The sequence below is a fragment of the Microbulbifer sp. SE14 genome, from assembly GCF_059834885.1.
Window position 1 is genome coordinate 80,510 of record NZ_JCBAJA010000004.1, and the last position, 16,219, is coordinate 96,728.

General features: G+C 64.3%; 11 protein-coding genes. 4 read left to right on the top strand and 7 right to left on the bottom strand.

The features are described 5' to 3' along the window. Positions 1 to 88 precede the first annotated feature (88 nt). The 3 genes from AC6R19_RS04440 to AC6R19_RS04450 all read right to left on the bottom strand — a co-directional run bounded on the left by AC6R19_RS04440 (position 89) and on the right by AC6R19_RS04450 (position 3,549). Entirely contained in the window at positions 89 to 1,795 is a 1,707-nt protein-coding gene (locus AC6R19_RS04440; protein WP_500578425.1) for a sodium:solute symporter family protein, read from the bottom strand. Positions 1,796 to 1,804: 9 nt separating this feature from the next. Further along, positions 1,805 to 2,122, bottom strand: coding sequence for a DUF4212 domain-containing protein (locus AC6R19_RS04445; protein ID WP_500578427.1), 318 nt, complete (start codon positions 2,120 to 2,122; stop codon positions 1,805 to 1,807). Positions 2,123 to 2,232: 110 nt separating this feature from the next. Further along, positions 2,233 to 3,549 (bottom strand): DcaP family trimeric outer membrane transporter, encoded by a 1,317-nt coding sequence (locus AC6R19_RS04450; RefSeq protein WP_500578429.1) that lies wholly within the window; start codon positions 3,547 to 3,549, stop codon positions 2,233 to 2,235. 283 nt (positions 3,550 to 3,832) lie between these two features. Here AC6R19_RS04450 and acs point away from each other — a divergent pair, with 283 nt between their 5' ends. Beyond that, positions 3,833 to 5,791 carry an acetate--CoA ligase gene (gene acs, locus AC6R19_RS04455; protein ID WP_500578595.1) on the top strand — a complete coding sequence of 653 codons (1,959 nt, stop codon included), beginning with the start codon at positions 3,833 to 3,835 and terminating at the stop codon, positions 5,789 to 5,791. Between the two features lie 239 nt (positions 5,792 to 6,030). Further along, positions 6,031 to 6,735: a LuxR C-terminal-related transcriptional regulator gene (locus AC6R19_RS04460; protein WP_500578431.1), complete on the top strand. Its 705-nt coding sequence runs from the start codon at positions 6,031 to 6,033 to the stop codon at positions 6,733 to 6,735. 98 nt (positions 6,736 to 6,833) lie between these two features. Here AC6R19_RS04460 and AC6R19_RS04465 read toward each other — a convergent pair whose 3' ends face one another. Continuing rightward, positions 6,834 to 10,370: a PAS domain-containing hybrid sensor histidine kinase/response regulator gene (locus AC6R19_RS04465; RefSeq protein ID WP_500578433.1), complete on the bottom strand. Its 3,537-nt coding sequence runs from the start codon at positions 10,368 to 10,370 to the stop codon at positions 6,834 to 6,836. A 166-nt stretch (positions 10,371 to 10,536) separates the two neighbouring features. On the opposite strand from AC6R19_RS04465, the gene AC6R19_RS04470 reads away from it, so the two are divergent. Together AC6R19_RS04470 and AC6R19_RS04475 are read left to right on the top strand one after the other, a co-directional pair. Further along, a complete protein-coding gene (locus tag AC6R19_RS04470) occupies positions 10,537 to 10,830 on the top strand; it encodes a DUF1540 domain-containing protein (RefSeq protein WP_500578435.1) in 294 nt (97 codons plus the stop codon). Between the two features lie 153 nt (positions 10,831 to 10,983). Then, the gene (locus AC6R19_RS04475) at positions 10,984 to 11,277 is read left to right on the top strand and encodes a DUF1540 domain-containing protein (RefSeq protein ID WP_500578436.1); all 294 of its coding nucleotides are present in this window, start codon (positions 10,984 to 10,986) and stop codon (positions 11,275 to 11,277) included. Between the two features lie 275 nt (positions 11,278 to 11,552). Here AC6R19_RS04475 and gcvP read toward each other — a convergent pair whose 3' ends face one another. From gcvP to gcvT, 3 genes are all read right to left on the bottom strand, one after another. Continuing rightward, positions 11,553 to 14,432, bottom strand: a complete 2,880-nt coding sequence (gcvP, locus tag AC6R19_RS04480; protein WP_500578437.1) for an aminomethyl-transferring glycine dehydrogenase — start codon at positions 14,430 to 14,432, stop codon at positions 11,553 to 11,555. A gap of 18 nt (positions 14,433 to 14,450) precedes the next feature. Next, on the bottom strand, positions 14,451 to 14,819 hold the full coding sequence (gene gcvH / locus AC6R19_RS04485; RefSeq protein ID WP_500578438.1) for a glycine cleavage system protein GcvH: 369 nt from the start codon (positions 14,817 to 14,819) through the stop codon (positions 14,451 to 14,453). A gap of 279 nt (positions 14,820 to 15,098) precedes the next feature. Then, the gene (gene gcvT / locus AC6R19_RS04490; RefSeq protein ID WP_500578439.1) at positions 15,099 to 16,214 is read right to left on the bottom strand and encodes a glycine cleavage system aminomethyltransferase GcvT; all 1,116 of its coding nucleotides are present in this window, start codon (positions 16,212 to 16,214) and stop codon (positions 15,099 to 15,101) included. Positions 16,215 to 16,219 lie beyond the last annotated feature (5 nt).

Here is a 16,219-nt window from a genome sequence, read left to right on the forward strand (position 1 = left end):
CCCGAAGCGGATAAAAAGAAAAAAGGCGAGCACTCCTGAGGGAACCCGAGTGTCTCGCCAAGGTTGGTGGGGTGTTTTCAGTCAGCGGTCAGTGCGCGCTGGCCTCGCCGGCCCCTTTCGGGAAGCGGATATGGGCCACCATCTCCTGCACATCTTTCGGTGCTTCGGAGGTGAAGCGCGCTACTCCTATCGCCACGGCGAAATTCAGCAGCATACCCAGGGTGCCGATACCCTCCGGTGAGATACCGAACCACCAGTTGTCCGGAGTGTTCGCGGCCGGGTCGATGAACTTGAAGTAGATGATATAGGCCGCGGTGAAGGTGATGCCGGAAACCATGCCCGCAATCGCCCCCTCCTTGTTCATGCGCTTGCTGAAGATGCCGAGGATGATGGCCGGGAAGAAGGACGACGCGGCCAGCCCGAAGGCAAAGGCCACCACCTGGGCGACAAAACCCGGTGGGTTGATACCCAGATAGCCGGCGATACAGATGGCCACCGCCGAGGCTATGCGCGCGTAGCGCAGTTCCTGCCTGTCGGTGATCTGCGGCATCAGGTTGCGTTTCAGCAGATCGTGGGAAATGGAGGTCGAGATCACCAGCAGCAAGCCCGCCGAGGTGGACAGGGCCGCGGCGATACCGCCGGCCGCCACCAGCGCGATCACCCAGGCCGGCAGGTCGGCGATTTCCGGGTTCGCCAGCACCATGATGTCGCGGTCGATACTCATCTCGTTGCGCTCGTCGCCGGCGTAGAACATCCTGCCGTCGCCGTTCTTGTCCTCCCAGGAGATCAGGCCGGTGCTCTCCCAGTTGTCTATCCAGCTGGGCGCCTCTTCGCGGAGGGTACCCTGGGCATCCGGACCGTTGATGGTGTCGATCATGTTCACCCGCGCAAAAGTCGCGATGGCCGGTGCGGTGGTATAGAGCAGTGCGATAAACAGCAGTGCCCAACCGGCGGACTTGCGCGCATCCCGCACCCTGGGCACGGTGAAGAAGCGCACTATCACGTGCGGCAGGCCAGCGGTGCCCACCATCAGCGCGGCAGTGATAAAGAAGACGTCGATGGTGCTCTTGGTGCCCGAGGTGTACTCGGCGAAGCCGAGTTCCGTGGAGAGGCCATCGAGCTTGTCCAGCAGGTAGGTACCGGAGCCGTCGTTCAGCTCAGAACCGAAGCCGATCTGCGGAATCACATGGCCGGTCATCATGATGGAAATAAAGATGGCCGGCACCAGGTAGGCGCAGATGAGCACGCAGTACTGGGCCACCTGGGTATAAGTGATACCCTTCATGCCGCCGAGCACCGCGTAGAAGAAGACGATCGCCATACCGATGATCACGCCGGTGGTGATGTCCACCTCCAGGAAACGCGAGAAGACCACGCCGACACCGCGCATCTGCCCCGCCACATAGGTAAAGCAGACAAACACCGCGCAGATCACCGCCACGGTGCGCGCGGTATTCGAGTAGTAGCGGTCGCCGATAAAGGCCGGTACCGTGAACTTGCCGAACTTGCGCAGGTAGGGCGCCAGGCAAAGCGCCAGCAGCACATAGCCGCCGGTCCAGCCCATCAGGTAGACGGCGCCGTCGTAGCCCATAAAGGAAATCAGTCCGGCCATGGAGATAAAGGAGGCCGCCGACATCCAGTCCGCCGCCGTGGCCATGCCGTTGGCCACCGGGTTGACGCCGCCGCCGGCGACATAGAAATCGTGGGTGGATCCGGCCCGGGCCCAGATGGCGATACCGATATAGAGCGCAAAGGTGGCTCCGACAATCAGGAATGTGAGGGTTTGGATATCCATGGTCTGCTCCTACTGGCCGAACTCTTCTTCGAGTGCTTCTTCAAACTCTTCCGGTTCTTCGTGGTCTTCGTGTACATCATATTTGCGGTCCAGCTGATTCATCTTGTGCACATAAACGACGATCAGTGCCAGGAACACATAGATGGAGCCCTGCTGGGCAAACCAGAAACCGAGCTTGAAACCGCCGAGGCGGATCGTGTTCAGCTCGTCGACCAGAAGGACGCCGCAGCCGAAGGAAACCGCGAACCATATGACCAGCAGGCTGAGCATCAGGCGCAGGTTCTCCTTCCAGTAAGCATCCGCGTGTTGTTCACTTTCAAAACTCATCTTTTTCTCCCAAGTTATTATCAAGAGTTATTGTCAATTTACCGGAAACTATTTTCTCCTTGTAGGAACGGCGGGGCGACCGTCCGCCGTTCCTACAAGGGAGGGCATCATCAGAAAACATACTTTACCGAAAACTGCAGCCGCTGCAGCTCTCCCTCATCGTCGGCAAGCGTACCGCTGCCATTCTCTACCTCCTTGCTGGCGAGAATATACTCGCCACCCAGGGTCATTTTCGGAATCGGCGAGTAGAGCAGGTTCAGATGCAGGCTCCGATAGGCGGAAGGGGTGGTATCGGAAACCGACTCCGGGTTGTCGGCCTCGGAAGCCGAAAGCACCAGGTTGCTGCGCCACTCGTCGTTCCAGAAGTGGCGCAGGGCAACATAGCCCCCGGTCTGGTCGATCAACTCAATACCACCGTCCGCCTCGATAATACCGGCACGGAAGCCGTTGAGGCCCATATAGCGGCCCAGCGCGTTGCCGGAACTCAGCATAAAGCGGATATCGTCGCGGCCGAACTGGTATTTTCCCGATACACTGATCGCGTGGCCGCGCATAGACTCGTTACCAGTGCCGCTGTCGTAGGCCAACTCACGGCTCATCGACGCCACCGAATAACTGAAATCGCCGGCGCTGTTGTTGTAGCGCAGCACCAGGTCCGGCGCACTGCTGTCGTCATAGGGGTTTTCCGAGCCGTTATAGAGTGTCGTGGCAGGGTTTTCCGCGGCCAGCTGCAGGCTGCCGCCGCCGATCCTGCGCGTATAGCGCAGCTGCGGCTGGCGCTCGAAAATGGTGCCCACCGGGCCGACGAAATCCATACCCTCCGGCAGTGCGCCCACATTGAAGAAGGTTGACCAGGTCTGGCCGGCAAGCAGGCTGTTGCGCTCGTCCATCTGCCAGTCCACATAGGCGTGGCGCAGGCGCTGGGCGTAGGAGTTGCTGATGCGCTCGTCGCCCTGGCCGCTGGCCATGGCATCGATTTCCAGGTGGGTGTTCACCTGGCCGCCGGCGACCGCGGCGCGGCTCTTGATCCACAACCGCGACGACTTGGCGTGGGAGTGGAATCTGGTATCGCCACCCTCACCGCCGACGGGTATCGTGGAGGCCACCAGGAAGTCCTCGCCGATCCCGGCGGTGGCCGAGCTGCCGTCGGAGTAGCCGCTGAACTGGCTGTCGAGCTTCATGAAGCCGCCGATCTCTATCTGCGTGCCCTGCGGTTGCCGGGGCGGCTCCGGATTCTCCACCTCGGTACGGCGCTGCTGCTCCGCCTCGGCGGCGAGCCTGTCGACCTGCGCCTGCAGCTCTTCAATGCGCAGTTGAAGCTTTTCGGTGCTGGTCTGCGCGGCGGCGACCAGTGGAACCAGGTTGATCATCATCGCTGAAACGAGGCCCGCCGTGATGCGGGCAGGTTTTATTTTTATGAACGACATAAGCTCCCTCCGAGCGCAGTTTGTCGAATTACTGCCTTGTCGCCGACGATGAAAACGCTTTGCCCCCCGTTTGGGTATTAACCATTGGTCTAAACCGGCCCCGGTTTCGACCAAAGTCCAAGCCCCTTCCCTCTTTCCCTCTTTCCCTCTTTCCCTCTTTCCCTCTTTCCCTCTATCCCTCTATCCCTCCATCCCCCGCTTTCGACTTATGTCTAATACGCGGCGCTGCGGCGGGCATGCAGAATGGGGGAAACAGAAAACAGCCAAGATGATGAGGTCCACCGTGTCCGAGGAAACTGTTTATCCCGTCCCCCAGGCCTATGCGGAAAAGTCACTGCTGGACGGAGCCGGGTATTTGGAACGCTACAACCGCTCCATCGAAGACAGCGAGGGCTTCTGGCGCGAACAGGGCCAGCGGCTCGACTGGATAAAGCCCTACAGCCAGGTGAAGGACGTCTCATTCGCGAAAGACGACCTGCACATCCGCTGGTATGCCGACGGCACCCTCAACGTCGCCGCCAACTGCCTCGACCGCCACCTGGCCGAGCACGGCGACAGCACCGCCATCCTGCGGGTAGGCGACGAGCCCGGTGTGTCCCGCGAGATCAGCTACTGCGAACTGCACGCGGATGTCTGCCGCTTCGCCAACGGCCTCAAGTCCCTCGGCGTGCGGAAAGGCGATGTGGTCACCATCTACATGCCTATGATCCCGGAAGCGGCCGTGGCCATGCTGGCCTGTGCGCGCATCGGTGCCGTGCACTCGGTGGTCTTCGCCGGTTTCTCGCCGGAGGCGCTGGCGGGGCGTATGGACGACGGCAGGTCCCGCATCGTGGTCACCGCCAACACCGGCGTGCGCGGGGGCAAACCAGTGGTGCTGAAAGAGAACGTCGACAAGGCGGTGGCGCTGTGTCGCGAGACCACTGTGGACAAGGTGGTGGTGGTCGATTACACCAGCGACAAGGTGCCCTGGAACCCGCAGCGCGACTGCGACTACAGCGAGCTGGTGGCCGGGCAGAGCGGCGACTGCCCGGCGGAGGAAATGAACGCGGAGGACCCGCTGTTCATCCTCTACACCTCCGGCTCCACCGGCAAACCCAAGGGCGTACTGCACACCGGCGGCGGCTACCTGACCTACGCCTCCCTGACCCACGAGTACGTGTTCGACTACCGGCGCGGCGAGCGCTACTGGTGTGCGGCGGATATCGGCTGGGTTACCGGTCACTCCTATATCATCTACGGCCCGCTGGCGAATGGCGCCACCACGGTGATGTACGAGGGGGTGCCCAACTACCCGGACGTGACCCGCGTGGCCCAGATTATCGACGACCACCGGATCAATATCCTCTACATAGCACCGACGGCCATCCGCGCACTGATGGCCGAGGGCGGCAGGCCGGTGGCCGGCGCAGACCTCTCCAGCCTGCGCCTGCTCGGCACCGTGGGCGAACCGATCAACCCCGAGGCGTGGAAGTGGTACCACCGCACCTTCGGCCGCAGCCAGTGCCCCATCGTCGACACTTGGTGGCAGACCGAAACCGGGGCCGCCATGCTGACGCCGCTGCCCGGCGCCACCGACCTGAAACCCGGCTCCGCCACCCGCCCCTTCTTCGGCGTGCGGCCGGCGCTGGTGGACAACGAGGGAAAGATCCTCGAGGGCACTGCGGAGGGCAACCTGGTCATCCTCGACAGCTGGCCCGGCCAGGCACGCACGATATTCGGCGACCACCAGCGCTTTATCGACACCTACTTCAGCACCTTCAACGACATGTACTTCAGCGGTGACGGCGCGCGCCGCGATGCAGACGGCTACTACTGGATCACCGGGCGCGTGGATGACGTACTCAATGTTTCCGGCCACCGCATGGGCACCGCCGAGCTGGAGAGCGCGCTGGTGGCCCACGAAGCGGTGGCCGAGGCGGCCGTGGTCGGCTACCCGCACGACCTGAAGGGCCAGGGAATTTATATCTACGTGACCCTGAACAGCGGTGTCGAGCCCAGCGAGGAGATACGCCTGCAGCTCCGTAACTGGCTGCGCACCGAGATAGGCCCCATCGCCACCCCGGATGTGATCCAGTGGGCGCCAGGCCTGCCGAAGACCCGCTCCGGCAAGATCATGCGGCGCATACTGCGCAAGATCGCCGCCGACGAGTGCGACCAGTTGGGGGATATCTCCACCCTGGCGGACCCGTCGGTGGTGCAGCAGTTGATCGATGGGCGCGCGGCGCTGGCCGAAACGACATAACCGGGACTCGGGACTCGGGACTGGAATATTACTCCTGTAGGAGCGGCCCATGGCCGCGATCGGAGTCCGGTGTAACCGGCGAGATCGATCGCGGCCATGGGCCGCTCCTACAACAACAGAAGACGATAGTTATAAATAATAAGAAAGCGACGATTCCTGAACGTACACTTAGAAAAACATAATCCGTGTACGCACCTGCCCTTCCCGAAGGGCCTATTGATGATGAGGGAGCGATGGGTATGCACTCGAATACCAATAATGCAGTGCAAAAATTCATTATCGCCGACGACCACCCCCTGTTCCGCAGCGCCCTGCGCCAGTCCATTGTGCAGGCATTTCCCGACGCCGAGCTGTACGAGGCGGAGGATATGGAAAGCCTGCAGCGCTCTGCGGCCGAACACGGCGACTGCGACCTCCTGCTGCTGGACCTGCATATGCCCGGCGCACGCGGTTTCAGCGGCCTGATTTTCCTCAGCGGCCAGTACCCGGAACTGCCGGTGATGGTGGTATCCGCCAACGAGAAGCCGGAGGTCATGTGCCGCGCCATCGACTACGGCGCCTGCGGTTTCCTGCCCAAATCGGCGCCGGTGGAGACGATCGGGGAGGCGCTGCAGCGGGCACTGGCGGGAGAGATCTGGCTGCCCGAGGGCGCGGCCGCCCGGTGCGCGGCGGAATCCTCCGAGATGGCGGTGGCCGATGTGGTGGCCTCGCTGACGCCGCAGCAGTTCCGCGTCGCCACCATGCTCGCCGAGGGGCTGCTGAACAAGCAGATCGCCTACGAGATGAATGTCACCGAGGCCACGGTCAAGGCACATCTGACGGCGCTATTCCGCAAACTGGATGTCAATTCCCGCACCCAGGCGGTGCTGGCCCTGGCCAGCCTGGATGTGGAGCCGCCGGGACAGTTCACCCCGCCGCCGAAGCACTCGCCAGCCATGGCTTGATGGGATATTGCCTGTAGGATGGGGACTCTCGCAGGGTGCGCCGTGCGCACCGCTCGGCCAATGGTGCGCACGGCGCACCTTACACTGACCGCCAGCCACTAACCACTCTCCCCCACCGGCTGCCGCCTGGCCAGGCGCCGCACCAGGTTGCGCAGCGCCGCCGGTTTTACCGGCTTGGAGAGATAGAAATAACCACGGCTGGCGGCGGCGTCGCGCACCTGTTCGGAGATATCCGCGCTTACCAGTATGCCCGGCAGCGGCTGCCCCCAGTGCTCACCCAGTCCATCCAGCGCGCCTATGCCCGTCTCGTTGCGATCCAGGTGGTAGTCGACGATGACCAGCTGTGGCGGCTGTGCGCCGGGCCAGTCGGCCAGCGCCTGTTGCAGCGAGCGCACCGCGGTCACCCGGCAGCCCCAGCCGGAGAGCAGGCTCAGCATGCCGCGCAGTATCGATTCCTCGTTGTCGATACACAGCACCCGGGTGCCGGACAGGTCGGCGCCGGCGACCTGCGGCTGCGGCGCCGCCGGCCGCGCCGGTTCCGCCACCCCCAGAGGTGCGCGGATGGAGAACAGGGCACCGCGGCCCGGCACCGACTGCACCCCTATCGGGTGCTGGAGCAGGTCCGCGCTGCGCTTGGCGATCGCCAGCCCCAGCCCCAGCCCCTTGTCCGCGGGCCTGTCCGCGGAGGAAGAGCCCTCAGCGAAACAGCGTCCAGCGGGAGATAGACGCACGAACTCCTCGAATATCCGCGCCTGGGCCTCGGGCGCTATGCCGGGACCCGTATCCCACACCTGGATTTCCAGCTCGCGCCCGCGCCGGCGCGCGCCGACCAGCACCCTTCCGCGGGCGGTGTAGTGCAGCGCATTGCTGAGGAAATTCTGCAGTATGCGCCGCAGCAGGTGCCTGTCGCTGTAGACCCAGGCGGACGAGCGCGCGTAGCGCAGCTGCAGGCCGCGGCTGGCGGCAATGGCCTGGCACTCGACGGTGAGACCGTCGAGCAGCTCGCCGATTGGGAAGTGCTCGCGCCGCGGGGTCAGGTTGCCGGCATCCAGGCGGCTGATCTCGCGCAGGGCGCCGATCAGCTGCTCGGCGGAATTCAGCGCGCTGTCGATATGGCCGATATCCTCCACCGTTTCCTCCCAGGCGCTGCGCTCCGCCTTCTGCTGCGCCGAGGCGATAAACAGGCGCGCGGCATTGATCGGCTGCAGCAGGTCGTGGCTGGTATGGGCGAGGAAGCGGGTCTTGGCCGCGTGCAGTTCGCGCATCTGCGCCTCCACCTCGGCGCGGCGGCGGTTCTCCGCCTGCAGGGCCTCGTTGCTGGCCCGCAGTTCCGCGGTGCGCTGCTCCACCCGCTGTTCCAGGGTGCGCCGGTTCTCCTCCAGTGCGTCCACCGCGGCGCGGTAGTCGCTGATGTCGGTAAAGGTGGTCACGAAACCGCCGCCGGGCATGGGCGTGCCGCGCACTTCGACGATGGTGCCGTTCGGCAGGCGGCGCTCGAAGCGATGGGCGCTGCCGTGGCGCAGCAGTTGCAGGCGTCGCTCTATCTCCGCCTCTATATCCACGCCCTCGCCGTAGAGGCCCCGCTCGGCGTTGTGGCGGTAGAGTTTCTCCACCGGGCAGCCGATATACAGCAGCCGCTCCGGGTAGTCGAACAGCTCGATATAGTGCCGGTTCCAGGCCACCAGGCGCAGGTCCGCGTCCACCACGCTGATGCCCTGGCCAACCGTCTCCACCGTGGTCTGCAGCAGCTCTTGGGAAAAGCGCAGCTTCTGCGAGGTGCCGTCCACCAGCCGCGCTATATCCTCCAACTGGAAGGGGCGGTTGGCCCGCAGAAGGTCCATCACCTGGTGGGCGGTGGCGGAGCCGACGATGCCGGCGAGAATGCTCTCCGCCTCGGCCACCGCAAAGCGCGGCGCCCCGTCGTCCGCCAGCAGTCGCTGGCCGCTGCGCTGTTCGAAGCCGCTCCAGATCTGTTGCAGGCGTTTACGGCCGACGAAAGGCTGCATCAGGCTCTTCAACTGGCCCACGCCGATGGCCGTCTGCTCCAGGTCGGCGCCGTTGTCGGTTTCGCTCAGCTCGACGAAGGCGTCCGCCTGGCGGAGGTCGCGCTCCCGCGGGCGGCACAGCAGGGACACGGTCGCAAACAGCAGCACGTTGGCCAGCAGGCTCCAGAAGACACCGTGGCTGAGCGGGTCCAGGGCGCTGAGGCCGAACAGCTGCTCAGGCCGCAGCCACTGCAACCCGAACGGCCCCTCGGCGAGCAGCCGGTGCTCCGGGTAGACCGCCGGCAGCACCAGGCAATAGAACCAGAGGCCGTAGCCGGCCACCAGCCCCGCCAGTACCCCCAGACGGTGGGCGCGGCGCCAGTAGAGGGCGCCGATCAGCGCCGGCGCCAGCTGCGCGGCGGCGGCGAAGGACAGGAGGCCGATGGAGGCCAGCGGCGCCACGCCGGTGATGGCCCTGTGCATGCCCCAGCTCAGCAGCAGTAACAACAGGATACTGAGGCGGCGAATGAGCCGCAGGTGGTTGCCCAGGGAGGCCGCCGACAGGGGCGTAAAGCGGCTCAGGAAGAGCCACAGCGGCGCCACCAGTTCGTTGGAAATCATCACCGCCAGGGTCACCGCGGCCACTATCACCATGCCGGTGGCCGCGGAGAAGCCGCCGATATAGGCGAGCAGGGTCAGCGCGTCGCTGCCGCTGGCCATCGGCAGCGTCAGCATCAGGCTGTCCGGATCCAGCAGCCCCCGGGCCAGCAGCGGCTGCCCGGCCAGGGCGATCGGCAGTATCAGCAGGGAGAAGAGCCCCAGGTAGAGCGGCAGCAGCCAGCGCGCCGCGCGCAGGTCGCGCTGGTCCTGGAATTCCACCACCGCCATATGGAACTGGCGTGGCAGGCAGATGATGGCCACCGTGGCCAGCAGCGTCTGGGTCAGGAAGTTGGCGTCGGGTAGCAGCGGATCCAGCTGCAGGTCGATATCCCCGTAGCGCCCGCCGCTCGCCAGCAGCCAGGTGGCCAGCGCGGCCACCGCGGCGAAGGCCAGCAGCTTGACCACCGACTCCAGCGCAATCGCCGCCACCACCCCGCGGTTGCGCTCGCGCCCCTCCAGGTGGCGGGTGCCGAACAGCATCGCGAAGACGCCCATCAGGAGGGCCGTGGCGAAGGCGGTATCGAGATCAAAGAAGCCGCCGGATTCCGGCCCCGCGCCTGTGGTGTCCCAGGCCATGGCCACGGCGCGCAGCTGCAGGGCGATATAGGGCAGGCTGCCGACAATCGCCAACAGAGTCACCAGCGCCGACAGTCCCTGACTCTTGCCGTAGCGGGAGCCGATGAAGTCGGCGATGGAGGTCACCTTCTGCCGCTCGCTCACCAGCATCAGCTTGCGCAGGAAGGCGCCGCCAAACAGGAACAGCAGCATGGGCCCCAGGTAGATGGGCAGGTAACTCCAGGTGTTACTGACCGCCTGGCCCACGGCGCCGAAGAAGGTCCAGGAGCTGCAGTAGACGGCCAGCGTCAGCGCGTAGACCAGCGGGCGGTAGCGCAGCAGCCACTGCTTGCGCCGCTCGGCGCGCCAGGCCACCGCAAACAGCAGCGCCACATACAGTAGGGCAAAAACGAGCAGGTAGGACTTGCCGATCATTCGTCACTCCGCGCATTTATTATCTTGACGCGCCAATGATCTTTATACCCGACGAAGGGGACCGACCGCCATTAGCGGATGGTCGCTATCGCCGGCGCATTGACAGCAGGGCAACCTGGACTAGGCTCGATCGTGAAAGATCCCCACTACCCGAGAGAGTCCCGCCATGATCATTGCGACCGATATGCCCGAAGTTGCCAAGTGTGTTATCAGCGAATGCGCTTACAACGCCGACGACGGCTGCCACGCGCGCGCCATCACCATCGGCGAGGGCTCGGACCCCGACTGCGACACCTACTTCGATAGCGACAGGCACACCCGCAGCAGCCGCACCGCCGGAGTGGGCGCCTGCAAGATGGACGACTGCGCCCACAACCGGGATTTCGAGTGTACCGCCGACAGCATCCAGGTTGGCTCCCGGGGCGACTCGGCGAACTGCCTGACCTATACAAAACATTAAAGCGCGCACTTTCTTCCCACCTTCAGTCATCACTATGAGCAGGCGGTCCCGCGCCGACGGGCGGGACCGCCTGCCTACCGGCGGCGCCTCAATTGACAATCACCTGCGCTGAACTATGCTCATAAATAGCCGGAAAGTTTAGCGAGCCTCCCTATGATCATCGCCACCGACATGCCGGAAGTCGCCCGGTGCACCGTCTCCAGGTGCGCCTACAACACCGACAACAACTGCCACGCCCGCGCCATTACCATCGGCGACGGCGACAACCCCGGCTGCGATACCTACTTCGACAACAGCACCCATACCCGCAGCCGCCGCTCCGCAGGTGTCGGCGCCTGCAAGGTGGAAGCCTGCGACTTCAATGACGACCTCGAATGTTCGGCGGATCGCATCGATGTGGGCAGGGAAGGCAGGTCGGCCCAGTGCCTGACCTGTACCTGCCATTAGTTCACCCACACCGCAGTCAATGAAAAAGGCCGGGGCAATTTGCACCCGGCCTTTTAATTTCTCAAGTTTCGGAGTTCACCGGAATTGGCGGTGTCGAAGTGAGGCAGCTTCGAGCGGCCCTGCTGGTGGTGGTTACCTGGCAAAAAACCTGATCGGTAAATATTTGCCAGGTAACCACCACCAGCAGGGCCGCGCGCAGTGCCACCGAGAGCCTCTCAGACCTCGATGTGAACTCCGAAGCTTGAGTTAATTTCAGCACCTCTCCGGACGCATCGCTACTCCACTTCGTAAGCCGAAACCGGCGCGCAGGAACACACCAGGTTCTTGTCCCCGTGCACATTGTCCACCCGCCCCACCGGCGGCCAGTACTTGCGCCCGCGCAACTGGTCCAGCGGGAATACCGCCTCGGCGCGGCTGTAGGGGTGCGCCCAGTCGTCCGCGGCCAGCACGGACGCCGTGTGCGGCGCATTGACCAGCGGGTTGTCGGCCGGCGGCCAGTCGCCACTCTCCACCCGGGCTATTTCCGCGCGAATGCGGATCATCGCATCGCAGAAGCGATCCAGCTCCGCCAGGGACTCGCTCTCGGTGGGCTCGATCATCAGGGTCCCCGCCACCGGGAAGGACATGGTGGGCGCGTGGAATCCGTAGTCGATCAACCGCTTGGCCACGTCGTCGACGGAGATGCCGCTGGACTCTTTCAGCGGGCGCAGGTCGACGATGCACTCGTGGGCCACCCGGCCGCTGCTGCCGCGATACAGGATCGGATAGTGATTTTGCAGGCGCGCGGCTATGTAGTTGGCGTTGAGGATCGCCACTTGTGTGGCCGAGCGCAGGCCCCCGCGGCCCATCATGCGGATATACATCCAGGTGATCGGCAGTATGCTGGCACTGCCGGCACTGGCCGCGGACACCGGCGCACCGCGGCGCCCGCCGGCTCCTGCACCGCCGCCGATAGCGCCGGGAAGGAATTCCGCCAGGTGTGAACGCACCGCCACCGGGCCGACACCGGGGCCGCCACCGCCGTGGGGAATGCAGAAGGTCTTGTGCAGGTTCAGGTGCGAGACGTCGCCGCCGAATCTGCCCGGCTGGCACAGGCCCACCATCGCATTGAGGTTGGCGCCGTCGATATACACCTGGCCGCCGTGCCGGTGCACTATTTCGCAGAGTTCGCCGATACCCTCCTCGAAGACGCCGTGGGTGGACGGATAGGTGACCATGATCGCCGCCAGCCGCCCGCTGTGCTCGGCGGCCTTCTCGCGCAGGTCGTCAAGGCAGACATTGCCCCGCTCGTCGCACTTGACCACCACCACCCGCATACCGCACATCTGCGCCGAGGCGGGGTTGGTGCCGTGGGCGGAGCTGGGGATCAGGCAGATATCCCGCCCGCCCTCGCCACGGCTGGCGTGATAGGCGCGGATCGCCAGCAGGCCGGCGTACTCGCCCTGGGAGCCGGCGTTGGGCTGCAGGGAGATGGCGTCGTAGCCGGTGATCTCGCACAGCATGGCCTCGAGGCTCTCGATCAGCTCGACATAGCCCTGCACCTGTTCTGCCGGTGCCAGGGGGTGCACATTGGCGAATTCCGGCCAGGTCACCGGGATCATCTCCGCGGTGGCATTCAGCTTCATGGTGCAGGAGCCCAGCGGGATCATCGCGCGATCGAGGGCGATATCGCGGTCGGCCAGGCTGCGCAGGTAGCGCAGCATCTCCGTCTCTGAGTGGTAGCGGTTGAACACCTCCTGGCTGAGCAGCGCATTGTCATCGCGCAGCAGTTCGCCCGGCAGCACCGGCGATACCTGCGATTCGATTTCGCCGAAATCCAGTTTCCCGCCGAAGATTTCCCAGAGAATCTCCACATCCTGTTGCGTCGCGGTTTCGTCGAGGGAAATACCAACATGGTCTGCGTCGATCGCGCGCAGGTTGATGCCCCGTTCCGCCGCCTTTTGGTGAATTTCTGCTGCGTTTTCGACTCTGACGGTCAGGGTATCGAACCAGCTGTCGTTCTGCGGCTGTGCACCCAGCTGCTTGAGGCCAAGCGCCAGCAGGCCGGTCAGGTGGTGCACCCGCGTGGCTATGCGGCGCAGGCCCTGCGGGCCGTGATAGACCGCATACATCGACGCCATGACCGCCAGCAGCACCTGCGCGGTGCAGATATTGGAGGTGGCCTTCTCACGGCGGATATGCTGCTCGCGGGTCTGCAGTGCCAAGCGGTAGGCGGGGTTGTCTCTGCTGTCGATGGACTGGCCCACCAGGCGACCCGGCAGCGAGCGCTTGTAGGATTCGCGGGTGGCCATATAGGCGGCGTGGGGACCGCCGAATCCCATGGGCACGCCGAAGCGCTGGGTGGAGCCGACCGCGACATCGGCGCCCAACTGGCCCGGTGGTGTCAGCAGCACCAGGCTCAGAATATCCGCCGCCATCACCACCAGGCCGCGCTGGGCGTGCACTGCCTCAATAACATTTCGATAGTCTTTTACCGCGCCGCTGGCGCCCGGGTACTGCAGCAGCACACCGAACACTTCGCGGCCTTCCAGATCCGCCAGCGGATCGCCGACGACAATGTCGATACCCAGCGGCTCGGCGCGGGTTTTCAGCACCTCGATGGTCTGCGGCAGGCAGTCGCGGTCGACGAAGAAACTGCGGGCCTTGGATTTGCTCATGCGTTGGCACAGGGTCATCGCCTCGGCCGCGGCGGTGGCCTCGTCGAGCATGGAGGCATTGGCCAGGTCCATGCCGGTCAGTTCGCTGACCAGCGTCTGGAAGTTGAACAGCGCCTCCAGGCGGCCCTGGGAAATCTCCGGCTGATAGGGGGTGTAGGCGGTGTACCAGGCCGGGTTCTCGAGGATATTGCGCAGCACCACATTGGGCGTGCGGGTGCCGTAATAGCCCTGGCCGATAAAGGACCTGAAGGCCTTGTTCTTCGCCCCCAGCGCGCGCATCTCCGCCAGTGCCTCGTGCTCCGGCACTCCCTCCGCCAGCGCCAGCGCGCCGGGCATTCGGATGCCGCCGGGCACGACTTCGCTAATAAACTCCTCGAGACTGCTGTGCCCGAGCAGCTGCAGCATGCGACCGATATCGTCCGCGGACGGACCAATATGGCGGCGGGAAAATTCCGCCCGGTCTTCCAGGTCGCGGATGCTGTGTTTGGCTTGCAACATAGTTTTTCTCCGCGTCCCTCAACCCGCCTGCGCGGCGTATTCATCGGCGCTCAGCAGCTTGTCCAGCGCCGCCGGATCGGCGAGCCTGATACGCATAAACCAGCCCTCGCCCATGGGATCGCGGTTGACCAGTTCCGGATCCTCCTCCAGCGCGCCGTTCACCTCGAGCACTGTGGCGTCGAACGGCAGGGAGATATCCCCGGCCGCCTTTACCGACTCGATCACCGCCACCTCGTCGCCGGCGCTCACCTCAGTGTCCACTTCCGGCAATTCGACAAACACCACGTCGCCCAGCTGCGACTGGGCGTAATCGGTGATGCCGACGGTGACTATATCGCCGTCGGCGGAGAACCACTCGTGGGATTCGGTGTATTTGATGTTGCTCATCTCTAGGTCCATTCAAAAGTTCATTATTCCGTAGGGTGCGCCGTGCGCACCATCTGGCCCGCACCTGCTTCCGGTGGTGCACACGGCGCACCCTACGCCGCTAATCAGCCCGGTAGGTTGGGCTGAGTGCAGCGAAGCCCAACGGGTGCCCCGGGCAATGTTGGGGTTCGCAAAGCTCACCCCAACCTACACACGCCCCGAGTCCCGAGTCCCGAGTCCCCAGTCCCGAGGGGTGAGTAGTTACCTATTTTGTAGGCTGCGCCCTACGCACCATCGGGACTAGCCGCGGTAATAGCGCTGCGGCACAAACGGCATCTTTGCCACGGTGATCGCCACCGCCTTGCCGCGCACCAGCGCCTGCAGGCCTGTACCGATTTTGTCGTAGCCGCGGTCCACATAGCCCATGGCGATGGCGGCGCCCAGGGTCGGGCCGTAGCCGCCGCTGGTAACCCTGCCCACGACATTGCCGGCCTCGTCGATAATGTCCGCGCCGGCGCGCACCGGCAGCCTGCCCTCGACCGTGAAGCCGACGCGCTTCTTGTTTGCGCCGCTGGTGATCTGCTCCAGCACTCTATCCGCACCGAGGAAACCGCCGGCCCTGGCGCCGTCGACGCGGCGGGATTTCGCGATGCTCCACAGCAGGCTCGCCTCCACCGGAGTGGTGCTGCGGTCCATATCATTGCCATAGAGGCACAGGCCCGCCTCCAGGCGCAGCGTGTCCCGCGCGCCGAGACCGATCATCTGCGCGCGCTCATCTTTCAGCAGTGCGCGGACAAAGGCTTCGACTTCACCCGCGGCGATGGAAATCTCGAAACCGTCCTCGCCGGTGTAACCGGAGCGGGTGATATAGCAGTCGCAGCCGAGGATTTCGCCGCGCATGCCGCGCATAAAGGTCAGCCGCTGGGTGGCGGGCAACAGCTCCGCCAGCAGGTCCTTCGCCTGGGGGCCCTGCACCGCCAGCAGCGCCCGCTGACTCAATATTTCTATTTCGCAACCGCGCAGGTGCTTGTGCAGATGCGCTATATCGCCAGCCGCGGTAGCCGCGTTGACGACCAGGAAGAACTTGTCCTCCGCCCAGCGGGTGACAATCAGATCGTCGAGGATGCCGCCCTCTTCCGAGGTGAGTACTGCATAGCACTGCTGGTCGATTTCCAGCGCGGCCACGTCTATCGGCAGCAGCTTTTCCAGTTCGGCAACCGCATTGGCGCCGCTGATGGTCAGCTGGCCCATATGGGAGACGTCGAAGATGCCGATCTTTTCGCGCGTGTGCTGGTGCTCGCGCACTATTCCTGCGCTGTACTGCACCGGCATCACATAACCGGCGAAGGACACCATCTTGCCGCCCTGTTCCAGGTGCAGGTCGTAGAGTGGGGTTTTCAGTGAATCCTGTTTCATGGTCT

What these genes read in the sequence shown, in the direction of transcription:
- AC6R19_RS04440 (WP_500578425.1), bottom strand. Translation starts at nt 1,795, where the DNA reads ATGGATATCCAAACCCTCACATTCCTGATTGTCGGAGCCACCTTTGCG.
- AC6R19_RS04445 (WP_500578427.1), bottom strand. Translation starts at nt 2,122, where the DNA reads ATGAGTTTTGAAAGTGAACAACACGCGGATGCTTACTGGAAGGAGAAC.
- AC6R19_RS04450 (WP_500578429.1), bottom strand. Translation starts at nt 3,549, where the DNA reads ATGTCGTTCATAAAAATAAAACCTGCCCGCATCACGGCGGGCCTCGTT.
- AC6R19_RS04460 (WP_500578431.1), top strand. Translation starts at nt 6,031, where the DNA reads ATGCACTCGAATACCAATAATGCAGTGCAAAAATTCATTATCGCCGAC.
- AC6R19_RS04465 (WP_500578433.1), bottom strand. Translation starts at nt 10,370, where the DNA reads ATGATCGGCAAGTCCTACCTGCTCGTTTTTGCCCTACTGTATGTGGCG.
- AC6R19_RS04470 (WP_500578435.1), top strand. Translation starts at nt 10,537, where the DNA reads ATGATCATTGCGACCGATATGCCCGAAGTTGCCAAGTGTGTTATCAGC.
- AC6R19_RS04475 (WP_500578436.1), top strand. Translation starts at nt 10,984, where the DNA reads ATGATCATCGCCACCGACATGCCGGAAGTCGCCCGGTGCACCGTCTCC.
- gcvP (WP_500578437.1), bottom strand. Translation starts at nt 14,432, where the DNA reads ATGTTGCAAGCCAAACACAGCATCCGCGACCTGGAAGACCGGGCGGAA.
- gcvH (WP_500578438.1), bottom strand. Translation starts at nt 14,819, where the DNA reads ATGAGCAACATCAAATACACCGAATCCCACGAGTGGTTCTCCGCCGAC.
- gcvT (WP_500578439.1), bottom strand. Translation starts at nt 16,214, where the DNA reads ATGAAACAGGATTCACTGAAAACCCCACTCTACGACCTGCACCTGGAA.